17 protein-coding genes are annotated in these 15,460 nt (G+C 71.5%); 15 read left to right on the top strand and 2 right to left on the bottom strand.

The annotated features are described in order from the left end of the window. Window positions 1-56: 56 nt before the first annotated feature. Window positions 57-2,042 carry an acyl-CoA dehydrogenase family protein gene (locus IEX47_RS11805; protein ID WP_188784201.1) on the top strand — a complete coding sequence of 662 codons (1,986 nt, stop codon included), beginning with the start codon at window positions 57-59 and terminating at the stop codon, window positions 2,040-2,042. Window positions 2,043-2,063: 21 nt separating this feature from the next. Continuing rightward, entirely contained in the window at window positions 2,064-2,720 is a 657-nt protein-coding gene (locus IEX47_RS11810; RefSeq protein WP_188784202.1) for an SDR family oxidoreductase, read from the top strand. A 78-nt stretch (window positions 2,721-2,798) separates the two neighbouring features. Here the strand turns inward: IEX47_RS11810 and IEX47_RS11815 are convergent, their stop codons facing one another. Continuing rightward, the gene (locus tag IEX47_RS11815; RefSeq protein ID WP_131582389.1) at window positions 2,799-3,299 is read right to left on the bottom strand and encodes an inorganic diphosphatase; all 501 of its coding nucleotides are present in this window, start codon (window positions 3,297-3,299) and stop codon (window positions 2,799-2,801) included. Between the two features lie 150 nt (window positions 3,300-3,449). On the opposite strand from IEX47_RS11815, the gene dacB reads away from it, so the two are divergent. From dacB to IEX47_RS11880, 13 genes are all read left to right on the top strand, one after another. Beyond that, entirely contained in the window at window positions 3,450-4,901 is a 1,452-nt protein-coding gene (gene dacB / locus IEX47_RS11820) for a D-alanyl-D-alanine carboxypeptidase/D-alanyl-D-alanine endopeptidase (protein ID WP_188784203.1), read from the top strand. Then, complete coding sequence (locus tag IEX47_RS11825; RefSeq protein ID WP_188784204.1) at window positions 4,886-5,500, top strand: hypothetical protein; 615 nt, start codon at window positions 4,886-4,888, stop codon at window positions 5,498-5,500. Before dacB ends, IEX47_RS11825 begins: the two co-directional genes overlap by 16 nt. 81 nt (window positions 5,501-5,581) lie before the next feature. Next, a complete protein-coding gene (locus IEX47_RS11830; protein ID WP_188784205.1) occupies window positions 5,582-6,205 on the top strand; it encodes a hypothetical protein in 624 nt (207 codons plus the stop codon). An 84-nt stretch (window positions 6,206-6,289) separates the two neighbouring features. Next, window positions 6,290-7,339, top strand: a complete 1,050-nt coding sequence (locus IEX47_RS11835; RefSeq protein ID WP_188784206.1) for an Rv3626c family coenzyme F420 biosynthesis-associated protein — start codon at window positions 6,290-6,292, stop codon at window positions 7,337-7,339. Beyond that, window positions 7,336-8,340 (top strand): tRNA lysidine(34) synthetase TilS, encoded by a 1,005-nt coding sequence (gene tilS / locus IEX47_RS11840; RefSeq protein WP_188784207.1) that lies wholly within the window; start codon window positions 7,336-7,338, stop codon window positions 8,338-8,340. Before IEX47_RS11835 ends, tilS begins: the two co-directional genes overlap by 4 nt. 89 nt (window positions 8,341-8,429) lie before the next feature. Further along, window positions 8,430-8,981, top strand: coding sequence for a hypoxanthine phosphoribosyltransferase (gene hpt / locus IEX47_RS11845; protein ID WP_188784208.1), 552 nt, complete (start codon window positions 8,430-8,432; stop codon window positions 8,979-8,981). Between the two features lie 118 nt (window positions 8,982-9,099). Next, the gene (gene ftsH / locus IEX47_RS11850) at window positions 9,100-11,076 is read left to right on the top strand and encodes an ATP-dependent zinc metalloprotease FtsH (protein ID WP_188784209.1); all 1,977 of its coding nucleotides are present in this window, start codon (window positions 9,100-9,102) and stop codon (window positions 11,074-11,076) included. Then, window positions 11,073-11,690 carry a GTP cyclohydrolase I FolE gene (gene folE / locus IEX47_RS11855; RefSeq protein WP_107700867.1) on the top strand — a complete coding sequence of 206 codons (618 nt, stop codon included), beginning with the start codon at window positions 11,073-11,075 and terminating at the stop codon, window positions 11,688-11,690. The genes ftsH and folE overlap by 4 nt, the downstream gene beginning before the upstream one ends. 67 nt (window positions 11,691-11,757) lie before the next feature. Further along, on the top strand, window positions 11,758-12,543 hold the full coding sequence (gene folP / locus IEX47_RS11860; RefSeq protein ID WP_107701739.1) for a dihydropteroate synthase: 786 nt from the start codon (window positions 11,758-11,760) through the stop codon (window positions 12,541-12,543). 5 nt (window positions 12,544-12,548) lie between these two features. Next, entirely contained in the window at window positions 12,549-12,920 is a 372-nt protein-coding gene (folB, locus tag IEX47_RS11865) for a dihydroneopterin aldolase (protein ID WP_107700866.1), read from the top strand. Beyond that, window positions 12,917-13,486: a 2-amino-4-hydroxy-6-hydroxymethyldihydropteridine diphosphokinase gene (gene folK, locus IEX47_RS11870; protein WP_188784210.1), complete on the top strand. Its 570-nt coding sequence runs from the start codon at window positions 12,917-12,919 to the stop codon at window positions 13,484-13,486. Before folB ends, folK begins: the two co-directional genes overlap by 4 nt. Next, window positions 13,483-13,983, top strand: a complete 501-nt coding sequence (locus tag IEX47_RS11875) for a DUF3180 domain-containing protein (RefSeq protein WP_229662833.1) — start codon at window positions 13,483-13,485, stop codon at window positions 13,981-13,983. The genes folK and IEX47_RS11875 overlap by 4 nt, the downstream gene beginning before the upstream one ends. Window positions 13,984-13,987: 4 nt before the next feature. Next, window positions 13,988-14,575, top strand: a complete 588-nt coding sequence (locus IEX47_RS11880) for a hypothetical protein (protein ID WP_188784211.1) — start codon at window positions 13,988-13,990, stop codon at window positions 14,573-14,575. Between the two features lie 18 nt (window positions 14,576-14,593). Here IEX47_RS11880 and ispD read toward each other — a convergent pair whose 3' ends face one another. Then, complete coding sequence (gene ispD, locus IEX47_RS11885) at window positions 14,594-15,298, bottom strand: 2-C-methyl-D-erythritol 4-phosphate cytidylyltransferase (RefSeq protein ID WP_188784212.1); 705 nt, start codon at window positions 15,296-15,298, stop codon at window positions 14,594-14,596. Window positions 15,299-15,460 lie beyond the last annotated feature (162 nt).

Raw genomic sequence — 15,460 nt, forward strand, 5'->3', positions numbered from 1 at the left:
GAGCATCTCGCTCCGGGCCTTCGTCGTGTCTCCAGGCACGCCCTAGGGTGATTGGCATGGCCACCAACCCGAACCAGGTCACCGAGGACGGCTACGTCCAGCCGGTCGTCGACGTCCCCGCCCTCACCCGCCTGCTCGACGGCGAGCACGCTGCGTTGCGCGACAAGGTCCGCGCCGCGCTCGTCGAGCACGCCGGTCTCCTGGTCGACGCCGACGAGATGGACCGCGACGAGTTCCGCGACCGCGTGCGCGACGCCGTCGTGGAGATGGCCGGCACCGGCCTCACCGCCTCCCACTTCCCGACGGAGTACGGCGGCGGCGGCGACTTCGGCGCGACCGTCGCGGCGTTCGAGACGACGGCGTTCGGCGACCTGAGCGCGCTGGTCAAGATCGGCGTGCAGTTCGGCCTCTTCGGCGGCGCGGTGCTCAACCTCGGCACGAAGCGGCACCACGACGCCCACCTCGCCGACATCGCCGCGGGCCGGCTGCTCGGCTGCTTCGCGATGACCGAGACCGGCCACGGCTCCAACGTCCAGGCGATCGGCACCACCGCGACGTACGACGTGGCGACGGGTGAGTTCGTCATCGAGACGCCCGACGACAGCGCGCGCAAGGACTACATCGGCAACGCGGCGCGCCACGGCACGATGGCGGCGGTCTTCGCGCAGCTGGTCGTCGGCGGCCCCGATGGTCAGCCGCAGAACCACGGGGTCCACTGCCTGCTCGTGCCGATCCGCGACGAGGCGGGGGAGCCGATGCCCGGCGTCCGCATCCGCGACTGCGGCCACAAGATGGGCCTCAACGGCGTCGACAACGGCCGGCTCTGGTTCGACGGCGTGCGGGTGCCACGAGAGGCGCTGCTCAACCGCTTCGCCGACGTCTCCGCGGACGGCGTCTACTCCAGCGAGATCGAGAGCGCCAACCGCCGCTTCTTCACCATGCTCGGCACGCTCGTGATGGGCCGCGTCAGCGTCGCGGGCGCGGGCATCAGCGCCAGCAAGGTCGCGCTGACCGTCGCCACGCGCTACGCCGACCGGCGCCGCCAGTTCACCACCGACGACGACCAGCCGGAGCTGCTGCTGCTCGACTACGGCCAGCACCAGCGGCGGCTCTTCCCGCTGCTCGCGCGCACCTACGCGCTGCACTTCGCCCAGGACGGCCTGCGCCGCCACTTCGACGACGTCTTCTCCGGCCGGGCGACCTCCGAGCAGGTCCGTCGCGACCTCGAGTCGAAGGCGGCGGGCATCAAGGCGCTCGGCACGTGGCACGCGACCCGCACCATCCAGGAGTGCCGCGAGGCGTGCGGTGGTGCGGGCTACCTCACCGCCAACCGCTTCACCGCGCTCAAGGCCGACACGGATGTCTTCACGACGTTCGAGGGCGACAATCACGTGCTCCTGCAGCTCGTGGCGAAGGGGCTGCTGACCGACTACTCCAGCGAGTTCGGCGACATGAGCCAGTTCGAGCTGGTGAAGTTCGTCGCCGGCATGGCGGTCGACCAGGTCGTCGAGCGGACGATGGCACACCGCCTGATCGAGCGGCTGCGCGACGTGCTCCCGGGCGACGACAAGTGGAACCAGGAGTCGGGCCTGCTGGACCCGACGTACCACCTCGACATGCTGCGCTTCCGCGAGGAGCACATGGTCGCCGGCGCCGCGAAGCGCCTCAAGCGCGGCATCGACGCCGGCCTGCCCGCCGGCGAGGTCTTCTCCCGCGTGCAGGACCACGTGATCGCGACCGCCAACGCCCACGTCGAGCGGCTGATGCTGGAGTCGTTCATCGCGGTCTTCGCGACGCTGCCGCACGGCGACAACCGGGTCGCGCTCGGGCTGCTCTGCGACCTCTTCGCGCTGACCACGATCGAGGCCGACCGTGGCTGGTTCATGGAGCACAACCGGCTCACCGGCAACCGCAGCAAGGCGATCACCCGCGAGATCAACGACCTGTGCCGCAAGCTCCGCCCGCTCGCGGTCGATCTCGTCGACGCGTTCGGCATCCCCGACGAGCTGCTCCGCGCCGAGGAGCTCCTCACCTGGCAGTGAGCACGGCCTAGGCTCGGGTCCATGACCGCACCCGTGTACGTCGTCCTGGGCGCAGGCCCCGGACTCGGCCTGTTCACCGCCCGCCGCTTCGCCGAGGCCGGCCACCGCGCCGTGCTCCTGGGCCAGTCCGTCGAGCAGGCGCAGCCCCTCGCCGACCAGCTGGTCTCGGAGGGGTTCGAGGCGGAGGCCGACGCGGTCGACCTGCTCGACGAGGCCGACGTACGCCGCGCGGTCGCCGCCGTGGTCGACCGGCACGGCCGGGTCGACGTCCTGCACTTCAACCCGAGCGCCTGGCGCGAGCGGACCGTCCTGGAGCTGACCGTCGCCGAGCTCCTCGAGGACGTCGCCTTCGGTGTCGGCGCTCTCCTGCCGGCGCTGCAGGCCGCCGCGCCCGCGATGCCGGCCGGCGCGCGGGTGCTCGTGACCGGTTCGGCGGCAGCCGACACGCCCTGGTCCGGCGCGCCCACCCTCGGGGTGCAGAAGGCCGCTGTCCGCAACCTGGTCACCAGCATCGACGCGACGCTGAGCGAGCGCGGTGTCCGTGCCGTCGCGATGCAGGTCAACGGGCTGCTCGCGAAGGAGGGGCCTTTCGGCGCCGAGGCGGTCTCGCGGGCGCTCTTCGCTGCCGCGACCCGACCCGACGAGGGCTGGACCGCCCACGTCTCCTACGACGGCTGACCGCGAAATCCGGGTCTTTGTACGCCAAAACCCGGGTCTCGGCTAGCCAGGACCCGGGTTTCGCGGTGGGGCAGGAGGTCAGTGACCGCCGTTGGCCTGGGCGGCCTTGAAGCGCTCGACCGACTTCGCGATCTCCTTCTCGGCCTCCTCGCGGCCGACCCAGTCAGCGCCCTCGACGGACTTGCCGGGCTCCAGGTCCTTGTAGACCTCGAAGAAGTGCTTGATCTCGAGCAGGTCGAACTCGGAGACGTCGCCGATGTCCTGCAGGTGCGCCATGCGCGGGTCGTGCGCGGGCACGCAGAGGAGCTTGTCGTCGCCGCCGGCCTCGTCGGTCATGCGGAACATGCCGATCGTGCGGCACGGGATGTGGCAGCCCGGGAACGTCGGCTGGTCGAGGATGACCAGCGCGTCGAGCGGGTCGCCGTCGTCAGCCAGCGTGTCGATGACGTAGCCGTAGTCCTCGGGGTAGGCCGTGGACGTGAAGAGCATCCGGTCGAGGTAGATCTTCCCGGTCTCGTGGTCGACCTCGTACTTGTTCCGCGAGCCCTTGGGGATCTCGACGAGGACCTCGAACTCCAGCACTGTTCCTCCAGCGTGTTGCGTCATCGGGTGGCCGACGCGGCTCGTCGACCGGGCAGACTTGGGGGCCGGCAGCCCCGAGGGACCCGCCGATTGGAAGTCATCTTGACGCAGAACGCGCTCTTTTGCGCATTTGAAAGGACATGATCCGTGGCACGAGACGCCTCCAGCGCCCGCCCCCGACGCTCGCGGTGGGGTCTGTGGACGCCGGTCCTCCTCGTGCTCGTGGTCCTCGCCACGGCCTTCGCCTCCTTCCAGTACGACGTCCCGCGCCGCCTCGGGTGGGGTGACCGCGTCGCTGATGCCGCGCTCGTCGCGCCGCCCACCGGCGTCGACCTGCCCTCGATGGCCCCGCCGTCTCCCGTGGCCGACCCGCTGGTCGCGACCACGCCGGACCCCGCCAGCATCCGCGCCGTCCTCGCCCCGGTGCTGCGTGACAAGGATCTCGGCCGCCACGTCGTGATGGCCGTCGCCGACGCCCGCGGCAACGTCCTCTTCCGGGGCGGCACCTCGCCCGGCTCCCGGGCGGCGGTGCCCGCCTCGACCACCAAGCTGCTCACCACGACGGCGGCACTCGAGAGCCTCGGCCCGGCCACGCGCTTCCGTACGTCGGTCGTGACCGGGGCCGCGCCCGGCCGCATCGTCCTCGTCGGCGGCGGTGACCCCTACCTGACCCCGAAGCCGGTCTCCCACGACGACGACCGTCCCGCCCCTGCGGACCTCCGCACGCTCGCGCGCAAGACCGCGGCCGCGCTCGTGAAGCAGGGCACCACCCGCGTCCGGCTCGGCTACGACGACTCGCGCTTCTCCGGCCCCGGGGTCAACCCCCACTGGGACCCGACCGACGTCGGTGCCGGCTATGCCGCCCCCATCACCGCGCTCTGGTCCGACCAGGGCCACCCCGACGGCGGTCCGGTCACCGTCGACGACCCCTCGCTCGACGCCGCGCAGGTCTTCGCACGGGCCCTGCGGTCCGCAGGCGTGAAGGTCGCCGGCACCCCCCGGCGTACGACGGCAGCGGCGGGCGCCACCGAACTCGCGGGCATGGACAGCGCCCGCGTCGACGAGATCGTCGACGAGGTCCTGGCGACCAGCGACAACGAGGGCGCGGAGCTCCTCGCGCACCAGGTGGGCGTGAAGGAGGGCTTCGGCGGCAGCTTCGCGGGCGGCCTCGAGGGCGTCACCACAGTGCTCGGCCGGCTCGGCGTCCGGCTCGAGGCCGGCGACCGGATCTTCGACGGCAGCGGCCTCTCGCCTGCCACGCGGCTCACGCCGGACACGCTGATCCACGTCCTCGCCCTCGCCATCGACCCCTCCCACCCCGCGCTCCGCACGGTGGCGACGGCGCTGCCGGTCGCCGGCTTCACGGGGTCGCTGGCCGAGCGGTTCCAGGACGGACCGGTCGCCGGCCGCGGCCGTGCCGCCGCCAAGACCGGCACCCTGACCGGGGTCCACGCGCTGGCGGGCGTGGCGACGACGCCCGACGGCGAGACGCTCCTCTTCGCGGTGATGGCCGACAAGGTGAAGCCGGAGAAGGCGCTCGACGCGCGGCAGGCGCTCGACGTGATCGTCTCCACCCTCGCCTCGTGCATCTGCTCCTGACCGGAAGTCACATGAACCTCCTCGCCCGCGCGGGCGCGCTCGCCGCCGCCCTCCTGCTCGCCGTGCCGGGCGCCGCCCGGGCCCAGCGCTATGACCACAGCGACGCCGCCGGCGACGTGACCCGCTGTGCGGACGATGCGTGCACGAGCCTGACCTACGCGTCGACGCAGGAGCCGGACATCAGGCAGATCACGATCCGCCATCGCACCGACGTGCTGACCGTGCACGTCTTGTTCACGGAGATCCGGAGGACCTCCGCGGAGCAGGGGTTCGGCATCCAGGTGCGGACGGACGAGGGCCTCTTCCGGCAGTACGTCGTCACCGTGAAGGGCACGTCGGTGACGACGTCGTTCACGGGGCCGAGCGAGCCCGTCGCGTGCCGCGGCGCGTCGTACGTCGTCGACTTCCGTGGGAACGACGTCCTCCTCAGGGTTCCGCGCGCCTGCCTCAGCTCTCCCCGTCTCGTGCGGGTCGGCTTCCTCGCCTACGAGTCCGTCGATGCGAGCCGCGGCTACCTCAGGGCCGACGACGCGCTTCGGCGAGGCATGGATCCCGAGATGATCATGGCGACGCTCAGCCCGCGACTCGCCCGCGGCTGACCAGATTGCTTGATTCGTGCACGTGTTCCGCTCCGGGCACGTACGGTTCGGTCGTCTGATCTCCCGAACCGAGGTGTCCTTGTGAACAGCCTGTCCCGCCGCCTTCTCGCCGTCGCCGGAGCCGCCGCGCTCAGCGTCGGCCTCGCCACCCCCGCCCAGGCCGAGCAGTGGGCGCACAACGACGCCCGTGGCGACGTCACCGTCTCCAGCGGCTGCGACGACAGCGGCTCGAACTGCACCGACGCCGTCGACGCCACGCAGGCGCAGCCCGACGTCCTGCGCGTGGTCGCGACCCACACGACCGACCGGGTCAAGGTCACCGCGCGGTACGCCGAGCTCGGCCCCGGCCTCACCAAGGCCCACGTGCTCCGCGTGGTCACCAACGAGGGCCTGCACCGCCACTTCGCCGTCGTCACCGACTCGGGCCACGTCGTCGTCAAGGAGATGGACCGCGACAGCGACGGCAGCAAGGTCTCCTGCACCGGCCTGCGCCAGTCGATCGACTACACCGCCAACACGGTCGCCATGAGCATCCCCCGCAGCTGCCTGAGCAGCCCCCGGTGGGTCCGCGTCGGCTTCGGCACGCAGGTCGTCCGCGACATCTCCGACCTCGCCCAGGGCTACAAGTCCGACGACGGCCTGCGCAGCGGCCTGACCGCGAGCACCTCGGACCTCGTCCTCGGCCCGGAGCTCTCGCGCGGCTGATCGGCGTACGACGGAACGATGCGGCGGCCGGACCCCGGGAGGGGACCGGCCGCCGTTTCCCGTCCCCGCCGTAGGCTTCCGGGCATGACTGAGGGAGCGGACGAGGGCCGGAAGCAGCTCGTCGACTGGGAGTACGCCGTCCGGCTGGGCACGAAGTTCGCCGGCGAGGGCCCCGTCGTGAGCAGGTCCGAGGCGGACGCCGCCGTGGCCGAGCTGCGCGCGGGTGCGGCCCGCTCGACCGGACTGGTGGCGGAGTTCACCGGCCTGGTCGCCCCGGAGGACACCGCGCCGGTGCTCGTCGTCGACCGCGGCGGCTGGGTCCAGGCCAACGCCGACAGCTTCGCGGTGCTGCTCGACCCGCTGATGTCGAAGGTCGCCGGCCGCGGCAAGGAGCCCGGCCCGACCGCGCGCGCCGTCGGTGGCCGCATCGCGGGCGCCGAGCTCGGCCTGCTGCTCGGCTTCATGGGGTCGAAGGTGCTCGGCCAGTTCGACCCGTTCTCTCCGCCGGCCGGCCGGCTGCTGCTCGTCGCGCCCAACGTCGTCCACATCGAGCGCGAGCTCGAGGCGGACCCGACCGACTTCCGCCTGTGGGTCTGCCTCCACGAGGAGACGCACCGCGTGCAGTTCACCGCCGTGCCGTGGATGCGCGAGCACATCCGGTCGCAGGTGCAGGCGCTCTCCGACACCGTCGACCCGTCGCGCATGTGGCAGGACCTCGCCTCCGGCGTCCAGCGCCTGGTGAAGGGCGAGGGCGGGAGCATCGCCGAGCTGATGAGCTCCCCGGCCCAGCGCGAGATCATCGACCGCGTCACCGGCGTCATGTCGCTGCTCGAGGGCCACGCCGACGTGGTCATGGACGGTGTCGGCCCCGAGGTCATCCCGTCCGTCGCCGACATCCGCCGCAAGTTCACCCAGCGTCGTGGAGGCGTCGGCGTCCTCGACAAGGTGCTGCGCCGCCTCCTCGGCCTCGACGCCAAGATGGCGCAGTACCGCGACGGCGCCGTCTTCGTCCGCCACGCCGTCGACGCGGTCGGCATGGAGGGCTTCAACGCCGTCTGGGCCGGCCCCGAGAACCTCCCGTCCAAGGCCGAGATCCACGACCCGGCCGCGTGGGTGAAGCGCGTCCACGGATGAGCCTCCACCCGGCGGTCGCGGCCGTGCGCCTCGCCGTACGCCGGGAGCTGGCGCGGGCCGCGGGGTCCGCGGGCCGTGCGGGCGGCAGTGACCAGCCGCGGGTCCTCGTCGCGTGCTCGGGCGGGGCCGACTCGCTCGCGCTCCTCTCCGCGACGGTGTTCGAAGGGCACAAGCTCGGCTGGCGCGTGATCGGCGTGACCGTCGACCACGGCCTGCAGGAGGGCTCCGGCGCCCAGGCTGCCCGCGTCGTGGAGCAGATGGCCGCGCTGGGCTGCGACGAGACCGCCTCCGCGCGGGTCCGCGTCGAGGTCGCCGGCGAGGGCATCGAGGCGGCCGCACGACGTGCCCGCTACGACGTGCTCGAGCAGATGCGCGCGCACTTCGGAGCGGAACTGGTGCTGCTCGGCCACACCCGCGACGACCAGGCCGAGACCGTGCTCCTCGGCCTCACACGGGGCAGCGGCGGCCGCTCGCTGGCCGGCATGCGCCGCGCCTTCGACCACTACGCGCGCCCGCTGCTCGACGTCTCCCGCGACGACACCGTGACCGCCTGCCAGGTCGAGGGCCTCGAGATCTGGGACGACCCCCACAACGAGGACCTCGGCTTCACCCGCGTCCGCGTCCGCAGGCTCGTGCTGCCGTTGCTCGAGGAGGAGCTCGGTCCCGGCGTCGCCGCCACCCTGGCCCGCACCGCCGACCAGCTGCGCGACGACGTCGAGGCGCTCGACGAGCTGGCCGCCGGGGCAGCCGCCGTGCTGGTCACCGCCGACGGGGTCGACCTCGCCGGCCTCCGCGCCGAGCCGCGCGCGATCGCCTCGCGTGTGCTGCGCGCGGCCGCGGTCGATGCCGGGGCGATCGATGCCGAGCTCTTCCACGTCCACGTCGGCGCGCTGCTCGACCTCGCGACCGGCCGGGTCCGCGGCGAGGTGCAGCTGCCCGGCCACCTCACGGCGTACGTCGCCGACGGCCGCCTCGCCTTCCGGCGTACGACCGCGGGCTGAGGGCGGACGCGGCCCACGCGCGCCCGCCGGGTCCGTCCGTGATCGCAGCCGACGCGGCGCCGCACGACCTCACGCCGTAGGCTGCTGCCATGGATTCCGCGCACGTCGAGAGCGACCTCGTCAACATCCTCTTCACCGAGGAGCAGATCCAGGCGAAGATCGCCGAGATGGCCCGCAAGATCGAGGCCGACTACGACGGTGAGGAGCTCCTCGTCGTCGGCGTCCTCAAGGGCGCGGTCATGGTCATGGCCGACATGGCCCGTGCGCTCAACCGCCACGTCGAGATGGACTGGATGGCGGTGAGCTCCTACGGCTCCGGCACCAAGTCGAGCGGCGTCGTCCGCATCCTCAAGGACCTCGACACCGACATCCAGGGCCGTCACGTGCTCATCGTCGACGAGATCATCGACACCGGCCTCACGCTGTCCTGGCTGGTCAGCAACCTCGCCAGCCGCGGCCCCAAGAGCGTCGCGATCGCCACGCTGCTGCGCAAGCCCGACGCCGTGGCCATGCCCGTCGACGTGAAGTACGTCGGCTGGGACATCCCCAACGAGTTCGTGGTCGGCTACGGCCTGGACCACAACGAGAAGTACCGCAACATGCGCGACATCGGCACCCTCGCGCCGCACGTCTACTCCTGACGGTCGCCGCTCCTCAGGGAACCCACGGGCCCTCACACTCGTTGCCGCTGACGTGTACCGTCGGTCCTCACTCATGACTTCCCGGTGAGGGCCGGGCAGCCGTCGTCGAAAGAAGCCTGTGAAGCGCATTGTCAGGGGCCCGTGGCTCTGGATCTTCATCGCTGTGGTGGGCGTCGTGCTCGCCCTCCAGTTCCTCGCGCCCAATGGGGGCTACGACGAGGTGCCGACCTCCGAGATGCACAAGTACGTCGCATCCGGTGAGGTCAAGGAGATCACCTTCGTCGACACCGACCAGGAGATCCGCGCGGTGCTCGACAAGGGCGTCGACCGCGAGGGCGGCAGCCGGATCATCTCCCACTGGGTCGATGGTCAGCAGGAGAGCCTGATCGCCGAGGCGCAGAAGCAGTTCGACGAGGGCAAGATCGAGAAGGTCAACTCGGAGAACCCGCAGCCCTCGGTCCTGGCCAACATGTTCTGGACCCTGGTGCCGTTCCTCGTCATCGTCCTGATCTTCCTCTTCCTGATGAACAACATGCAGGGCGGCGGCGGCCGGGTCATGCAGTTCGCCAAGTCCCGGGCGAAGCTGATCACCAAGGACATGCCGAAGACGACGTTCCAGGACGTCGCCGGCTGCGAGGAGGCGATCGAGGAGCTCGGCGAGATCAAGGAGTTCCTGCAGGAGCCCGCCAAGTTCCAGGCCGTCGGCGCCAAGATCCCCAAGGGCGTCCTGCTCTACGGCCCTCCGGGCACCGGCAAGACCCTGCTCGCGCGCGCCGTCGCCGGCGAGGCGGGCGTGCCGTTCTACTCGATCTCGGGCTCCGACTTCGTCGAGATGTTCGTCGGCGTCGGTGCCTCCCGCGTGCGTGACCTCTTCACCCAGGCCAAGGAGAACGCTCCGGCCATCGTCTTCATCGACGAGATCGACGCTGTCGGTCGCCACCGCGGCGCCGGCATGGGCGGCGGTCACGACGAGCGTGAGCAGACCCTCAACCAGCTCCTCGTCGAGATGGACGGCTTCGACGTCCGCGGCGGCGTGATCCTCATCGCCGCGACCAACCGCCCTGACGTGCTCGACCCCGCGCTCCTGCGTCCGGGCCGCTTCGACCGCCAGATCCAGGTCGACGCCCCTGACATGAACGGCCGACACCAGATCCTCAAGGTGCACAGCCGGGGCAAGCCGATGGCCCCCGACGTCGACCTGGTCAGCGTCGCCAAGCGGACCCCGGGCTTCACCGGTGCCGACCTGGCCAACGTGCTCAACGAGGCCGCGCTGCTCACCGCCCGCCAGAACGGCAAGCTGATCGACGACGAGACCCTCGACGAGGCAATCGACCGCGTGATCGCCGGCCCGCAGCGGCGTACCCGCCTGATGAACGAGAAGGAGAAGCTCATCACGGCGTACCACGAGGGTGGCCACGCCCTCGTCGCCGCGGCGCTCCCGGGCAGCGACCCCGTCCACAAGATCACGATCCTGCCGCGCGGCCGGGCCCTCGGCTACACGATGGTCCTGCCCGACCAGGACAAGTACTCCCAGACCCGTGGCGAGATGCTCGACAAGCTCGCTTACATGCTCGGTGGCCGCGCCGCGGAGGAGATGGTCTTCCACGACCCGACCACCGGCGCCGGCAACGACATCGAGAAGGCCACCAACCTGGCCCGTGCGATGGTCACCCAGTACGGCATGACCGAGCGCCTCGGTGCGGTCAAGCTCGGCGAGAGCCAGGGCGAGCCGTTCCTGGGTCGCGACATGGGGCACGCGCGCAACTACTCCGAGAGCGTTGCCGCGATCGTCGACGAGGAGGTCAAGAAGCTCCTGACGACCGCCCACCAGGAGGCCTTCGACATCCTCGAGGAGAACCGCGACGTGCTCGACAGCCTCGTCGTGGCCCTCATGGAGAAGGAGACGCTCGACAAGGCCGAGGTCGCCGAGGTCTTCACTGCCCTGCGCCGTCGCGACCGTCGTCCCGCGTGGACCGGTTCCGACAGCCGGCGCCCGTCCGCCATCCCGCCGGTCGAGTGGCGCGGCGGCGTCGACGCCGAGACGCAGAACGCCGTCACCGGCGACGAGCTGAGCGCCACGGAGCCCGACCAGTGACGGACCCCATCAGTGCCGAGCTGCGCGACCCCGACGAGATCCCGGCGTTCGACCACGAGCGGGCGCAGGCGGCCGTGCGCGAGCTGCTTCTCGCCCTCGGCGAGGATCCTGACCGCGAGGGCCTGAAGGAGACCCCGGCCCGTGTCGCCCGGGCGTTCGCCGAGGTGACCGCCGGCCTGCGCCAGCGTCCGGAGGACGTGCTCACCACGACGTTCGACCTCGGCCACGACGAGATGGTCCTGGTCCGCGACATCGAGCTCTGGTCGATGTGCGAGCACCACCTGGTGCCGTTCACCGGCGTCGCGCACGTCGGCTACATCCCGTCGGAGACCGGGAAGATCACCGGCCTCTCCAAGCTCGCCCGCCTGGTCGACCTCTACTCCCGTCGCCCGCAGGTCCAGGAGCGGCTGACCACCCAGGTCGCCGACGCGCTCATGGAGATCCTCGAGGCCCGCGGCGTCATCGTGGTCATCGAGGCCGAGCACCTCTGCATGACCATGCGCGGCGTCCGCAAAGCCGGCGCCCGCACGATCACCTCCGCGATCCGCGGCCAGATGCACGACGCCGCCACCCGCAACGAGGCGATGTCGCTGATCATGCACGGCACGCGCTGAGGCCGCCGTGCACGGGCACCCACTGCGGTACGTCGAGGGCCTCCCGCAGCCGGGCCGCGCCCTGGTGATGGGCGTCCTCAACGTCACTCCCGACTCGTTCTCCGACGGCGGCCGGTACGCCGACACCGAGCGCGCCGTTGCCCACGCACGGCGACTGGTCGCCGACGGCGCTGACCTGGTCGACGTGGGCGGCGAGTCCACGCGGCCCGGGGCCCAGCGCCCCAGCGCCGACGAGGAGCTTGAGCGCGTCGTCCCCGTGGTCGCCACGCTCGCGCGCGAAGGCATCCCGGTCAGCGTCGACACCATGCGCGCCCAGGTCGCCGAGGCAGCGGTCGGTGCCGGTGCCGTGCTGGTCAACGACGTCTCGGGTGGGCTGGCCGACGATGCGATGTTCGCGACGGTCGCCCGCCTCGATGTCCCCTACGTCCTGATGCACTGGCGAGCGCACTCCACGGAGATGCAGCGCCACACGGCGTACGACGACGTGGTGGAGGACGTCTTCGCCGAGCTCGGCGAACGTGTCCGCGAAGCAGGCCGTGCGGGCATCACGCACAGCATCGCGATCGATCCGGGCATTGGCTTCAGCAAGACCACGGCCCAGAACTGGGAGCTGCTGCGCCGGGTCGAGCGGTTCCACGACCTCGGTCACCCGGTGCTGGTCGCGACCAGCCGCAAGCGGTTCCTGGGCGAGTTGCTCGCCGGCGCCGACGGCGAGCGCCCGCCGGCGGAGCGCGACGCGGCGACCGCCGCGACCACCACGCTCGCAGCGACGGCGGGCGCCTGGTGCGTCCGTGTCCACGACGTCCGTTCCAGCGCCGACGCGGTCCGCGTCGCTGCCCGATGGGGAGGCTGAGTCCCATGTCCGACGTCCTGAGGATCACCGGCATCGAGTGCTTCGGCCACCACGGCGTCTTCGACTTCGAGCGCCGCGAGGGCCAGCTCTTCGTCGTCGACCTCGAGCTGGGCATCGACACGCGCCCTGCTGCGGCCTCCGACGACCTCGCCGACACCGTCGACTACGGCACGCTGACGCTTGCGGTGAAGGATGCCGTCGAGCGTGACCCGGTCGACCTGATCGAGACGCTCGTCCAGCGGATCGCCGACGTCTGCCTCTTGGCGGACAGGGTTGAATGGGCGACAGTGACAGTGCACAAGCCTCAAGCGCCGATCGACGCGACGTACTCGGATGTCGCGCTCACCATCACCCGGAAGAGGAGCCAGAGCTCGTGACGGAGACCCCCAACCCGCACATCATCGACGCGGACACGCTGACGGGAGAGATGCACCCGATCCGCCGCGCGGTGATCAGCCTCGGTTCCAACCTGGGTGACCGCATGTCGGCCCTGCAGGGAGCTGTGGCAGCGCTGGCTGACACCCCCGACGTCTGGGTGACCTCCGTGTCGCCGGTCTACGAGACCGAGCCGGTCGACGCTCCCGACGGGTCCGACACGTTCCTCAACGCCGTGGTCCTCGCCGACACCACGCTGCCGGCCCGCACCCTGCTCGACCGCGCCCTCGCGATCGAGGACGCCTACGACCGCGACCGCGACGTCGAGCGCAACGCCCCGCGCACCCTCGACGTCGACCTCATCGTGCTGGGCGATCGTCGCTCCGAGACCGTGGAGCTCCGCCTGCCGCACCCGCGAGCCAAGGAGCGCGCCTTCGTGCTGCAGCCGTGGTTCGACCTCGAGGCCGATGCGACGATCCCCGGCAACGGTCCGGTCAAGACCCTGCTCGAGTCGCTCGACACCAGCGGCATCGTCCGTCGCGACGACCTCACCCTCGAGATCGAGTGAGCGACCGACCCTCGGGTCGGCCCTCCCGGCCGGACCGGGGGTCGATCCGGCCCACGACGCCCGCCGTTCCTGTCCTGACGGCGTGCGCGAGCCTCGTGCTGGGCTGGCTGCTGCGCCCGCTCGCGCTGTACGCCGGCCACGACGCGCCACGCGTCGGCTGGCTGCAGGTCGCCGTGATCGCCTTCCTCGCGCTCGTGCTCGCGGGCACGGCGTGGGTCACCTGGCGTGAGCTCCAGGTGCAGCGGGGCTGGCTCGAGCCGCACCATGCGGTCAATCGCCTCCTGATCGCGAAGTCCTGCGTCGTCGTCGGCGCGATCCTGGCGGGCGGTTACACCGGATCAGCCCTGAGCTGGCTCGGCATCGAGGGCGAGGCGGCCCTCGGCCACCTGCTCCGGGCGGGCAGCGCCGGTGTTGCTGGTGTGACCTGTGTGGCTGCTGCTATCTGGTTGGAACGCGCGTGTCGCGTCCGCGGCGACGACGAGGCCGACCTAGCCTGATCGCATGGCCACCTCCTCGTCCCGCCGTCGTCAGCGCAGCACCCGGCTCACCGTTGCCACCGTTCTGCTCGTGATCGCCGCGGTGGCCGTCGTCGGTGGCATCGCCTCCGGCACCTTCCTGCCCGTCGCCGCCGCTGCCGTCGTCGCGTTCGTGCTGGGTGCCGGCGCCACGAAGATCACCGCCACCGAGCTCGCGCAGTCGCGCCGCGAGGCTGCGGCCGACCGCGCCCGCCAGGCGCGGGAGTACTCCGAGCTCGCCGCGAAGCGCGCGAAGGAGAACGCCGAGTTCATCGCCGGTATGAAGACCCGCATCGCCGAGCGCCAGCAGCTGATCAGCGAGCTCGAGGAGCAGCTCGCCGGTGCTCAGCGCAAGGTCGCCGAGACCACCCTCAAGCTGGGCCAGGAGGCGCGTCGCGCCGATCAGGCCGAGACCCGCCTGGTCGACGAGGGTCGCCGGCTCGACGATGCCGAGACGCGCGCCGCCGAGGCGATCGTGCTGGTTGCCGAGCTCGAGCAGGAGCTCGTCGACCTGAAGGCCGAGCTCCAGGCCTGGCACGACTCCGCCAAGGCGCCGAAGCGCGCGACCGCCTGAGTCGACGCCAGGGACGCCCTACGTCCCGAGCAGTCGCTCCGCGATCGCCAGGTCGAGCGGTCCGGTGACCTTCATGTTCCGGTCGTCGCCCTCGACGACGTGCACCGCCACGTCGGGCAGGTAGCGCAGCACCACCGAGCAATCGTCGGTCGCGACGAACGCGGGATCCGCGAGCGCCACGTCGTACGCCGCCTGCAGGACGCCGGCGCGGAAGCCCTGCGGGGTCTGTGCCCGCCACAGCTCCGAGCGCGGCGGGACGTCCACGATCCGCCCGGAGACGTCGGTGCGGAGGATCGTGTCGCTCGAGCGCACCGCCACGCCGACCGCCGCGTGCGTGCCGAGAGCCGCCACGCAGTCGCTGATGATGCGGGCGTCGACCAGGGGGCGGGCTGCGTCGTGCACGAGCACGTCGGCGTCGCCGTGCCCCTGGGCGTCGAGCCAGCGCAGGGCGTTGACCGTCGAGTCGCTGCGTTCGGCGCCGCCCTCGATCACGGCGAGGGTCCGGGGGTAGCTGCCGGTGACGACCTGCGCTGCATCCACGAAGCCGGGTGCCATGACGACCAGGACGCCCTCGATCGCCGGGTGGTCGTGCAGCGCCGCGAGGGAGCGTTCCAGGATCGTGCGACCGTGCAGGTCGGCGAACTGCTTCGGCATCCCGAGCCCTGCGCGCGCGCCGACGCCGCCCGCGAGCAGGACGGCGACGCAGGGCCGGGCACTCTCCATGCGCTGAAGTCTGCCGTACCGCGTGACCCACCCCACCTCACGGACCGTTTCGCGCGCGGCAGGGTGCGGCGTACCGTTGTCCTGCAAGGAGTTCTCACAGCACACGTCTGGTACCCACACCGGCTCCCCTCGGGGAGTGGTCGGAGGGACTGGAACGAAAGG

The organism is Nocardioides phosphati (genome assembly GCF_014646375.1).
GTDB classification, from domain to species: Bacteria; Actinomycetota; Actinomycetes; order Propionibacteriales; family Nocardioidaceae; genus Nocardioides; species Nocardioides phosphati.

Coding starts and splice junctions, on each gene's coding strand:
- IEX47_RS11805 (WP_188784201.1), top strand. CDS start 57: ATGGCCACCAACCCGAACCAGGTCACCGAGGACGGCTACGTCCAGCCG.
- hpt (WP_188784208.1), top strand. CDS start 8,430: ATGGATTCCGCGCACGTCGAGAGCGACCTCGTCAACATCCTCTTCACC.
- IEX47_RS11810 (WP_188784202.1), top strand. CDS start 2,064: ATGACCGCACCCGTGTACGTCGTCCTGGGCGCAGGCCCCGGACTCGGC.
- IEX47_RS11880 (WP_188784211.1), top strand. CDS start 13,988: ATGGCCACCTCCTCGTCCCGCCGTCGTCAGCGCAGCACCCGGCTCACC.
- ispD (WP_188784212.1), bottom strand. CDS start 15,298: ATGGAGAGTGCCCGGCCCTGCGTCGCCGTCCTGCTCGCGGGCGGCGTC.
- IEX47_RS11835 (WP_188784206.1), top strand. CDS start 6,290: ATGACTGAGGGAGCGGACGAGGGCCGGAAGCAGCTCGTCGACTGGGAG.
- folB (WP_107700866.1), top strand. CDS start 12,549: ATGTCCGACGTCCTGAGGATCACCGGCATCGAGTGCTTCGGCCACCAC.
- tilS (WP_188784207.1), top strand. CDS start 7,336: ATGAGCCTCCACCCGGCGGTCGCGGCCGTGCGCCTCGCCGTACGCCGG.
- folP (WP_107701739.1), top strand. CDS start 11,758: ATGGGCGTCCTCAACGTCACTCCCGACTCGTTCTCCGACGGCGGCCGG.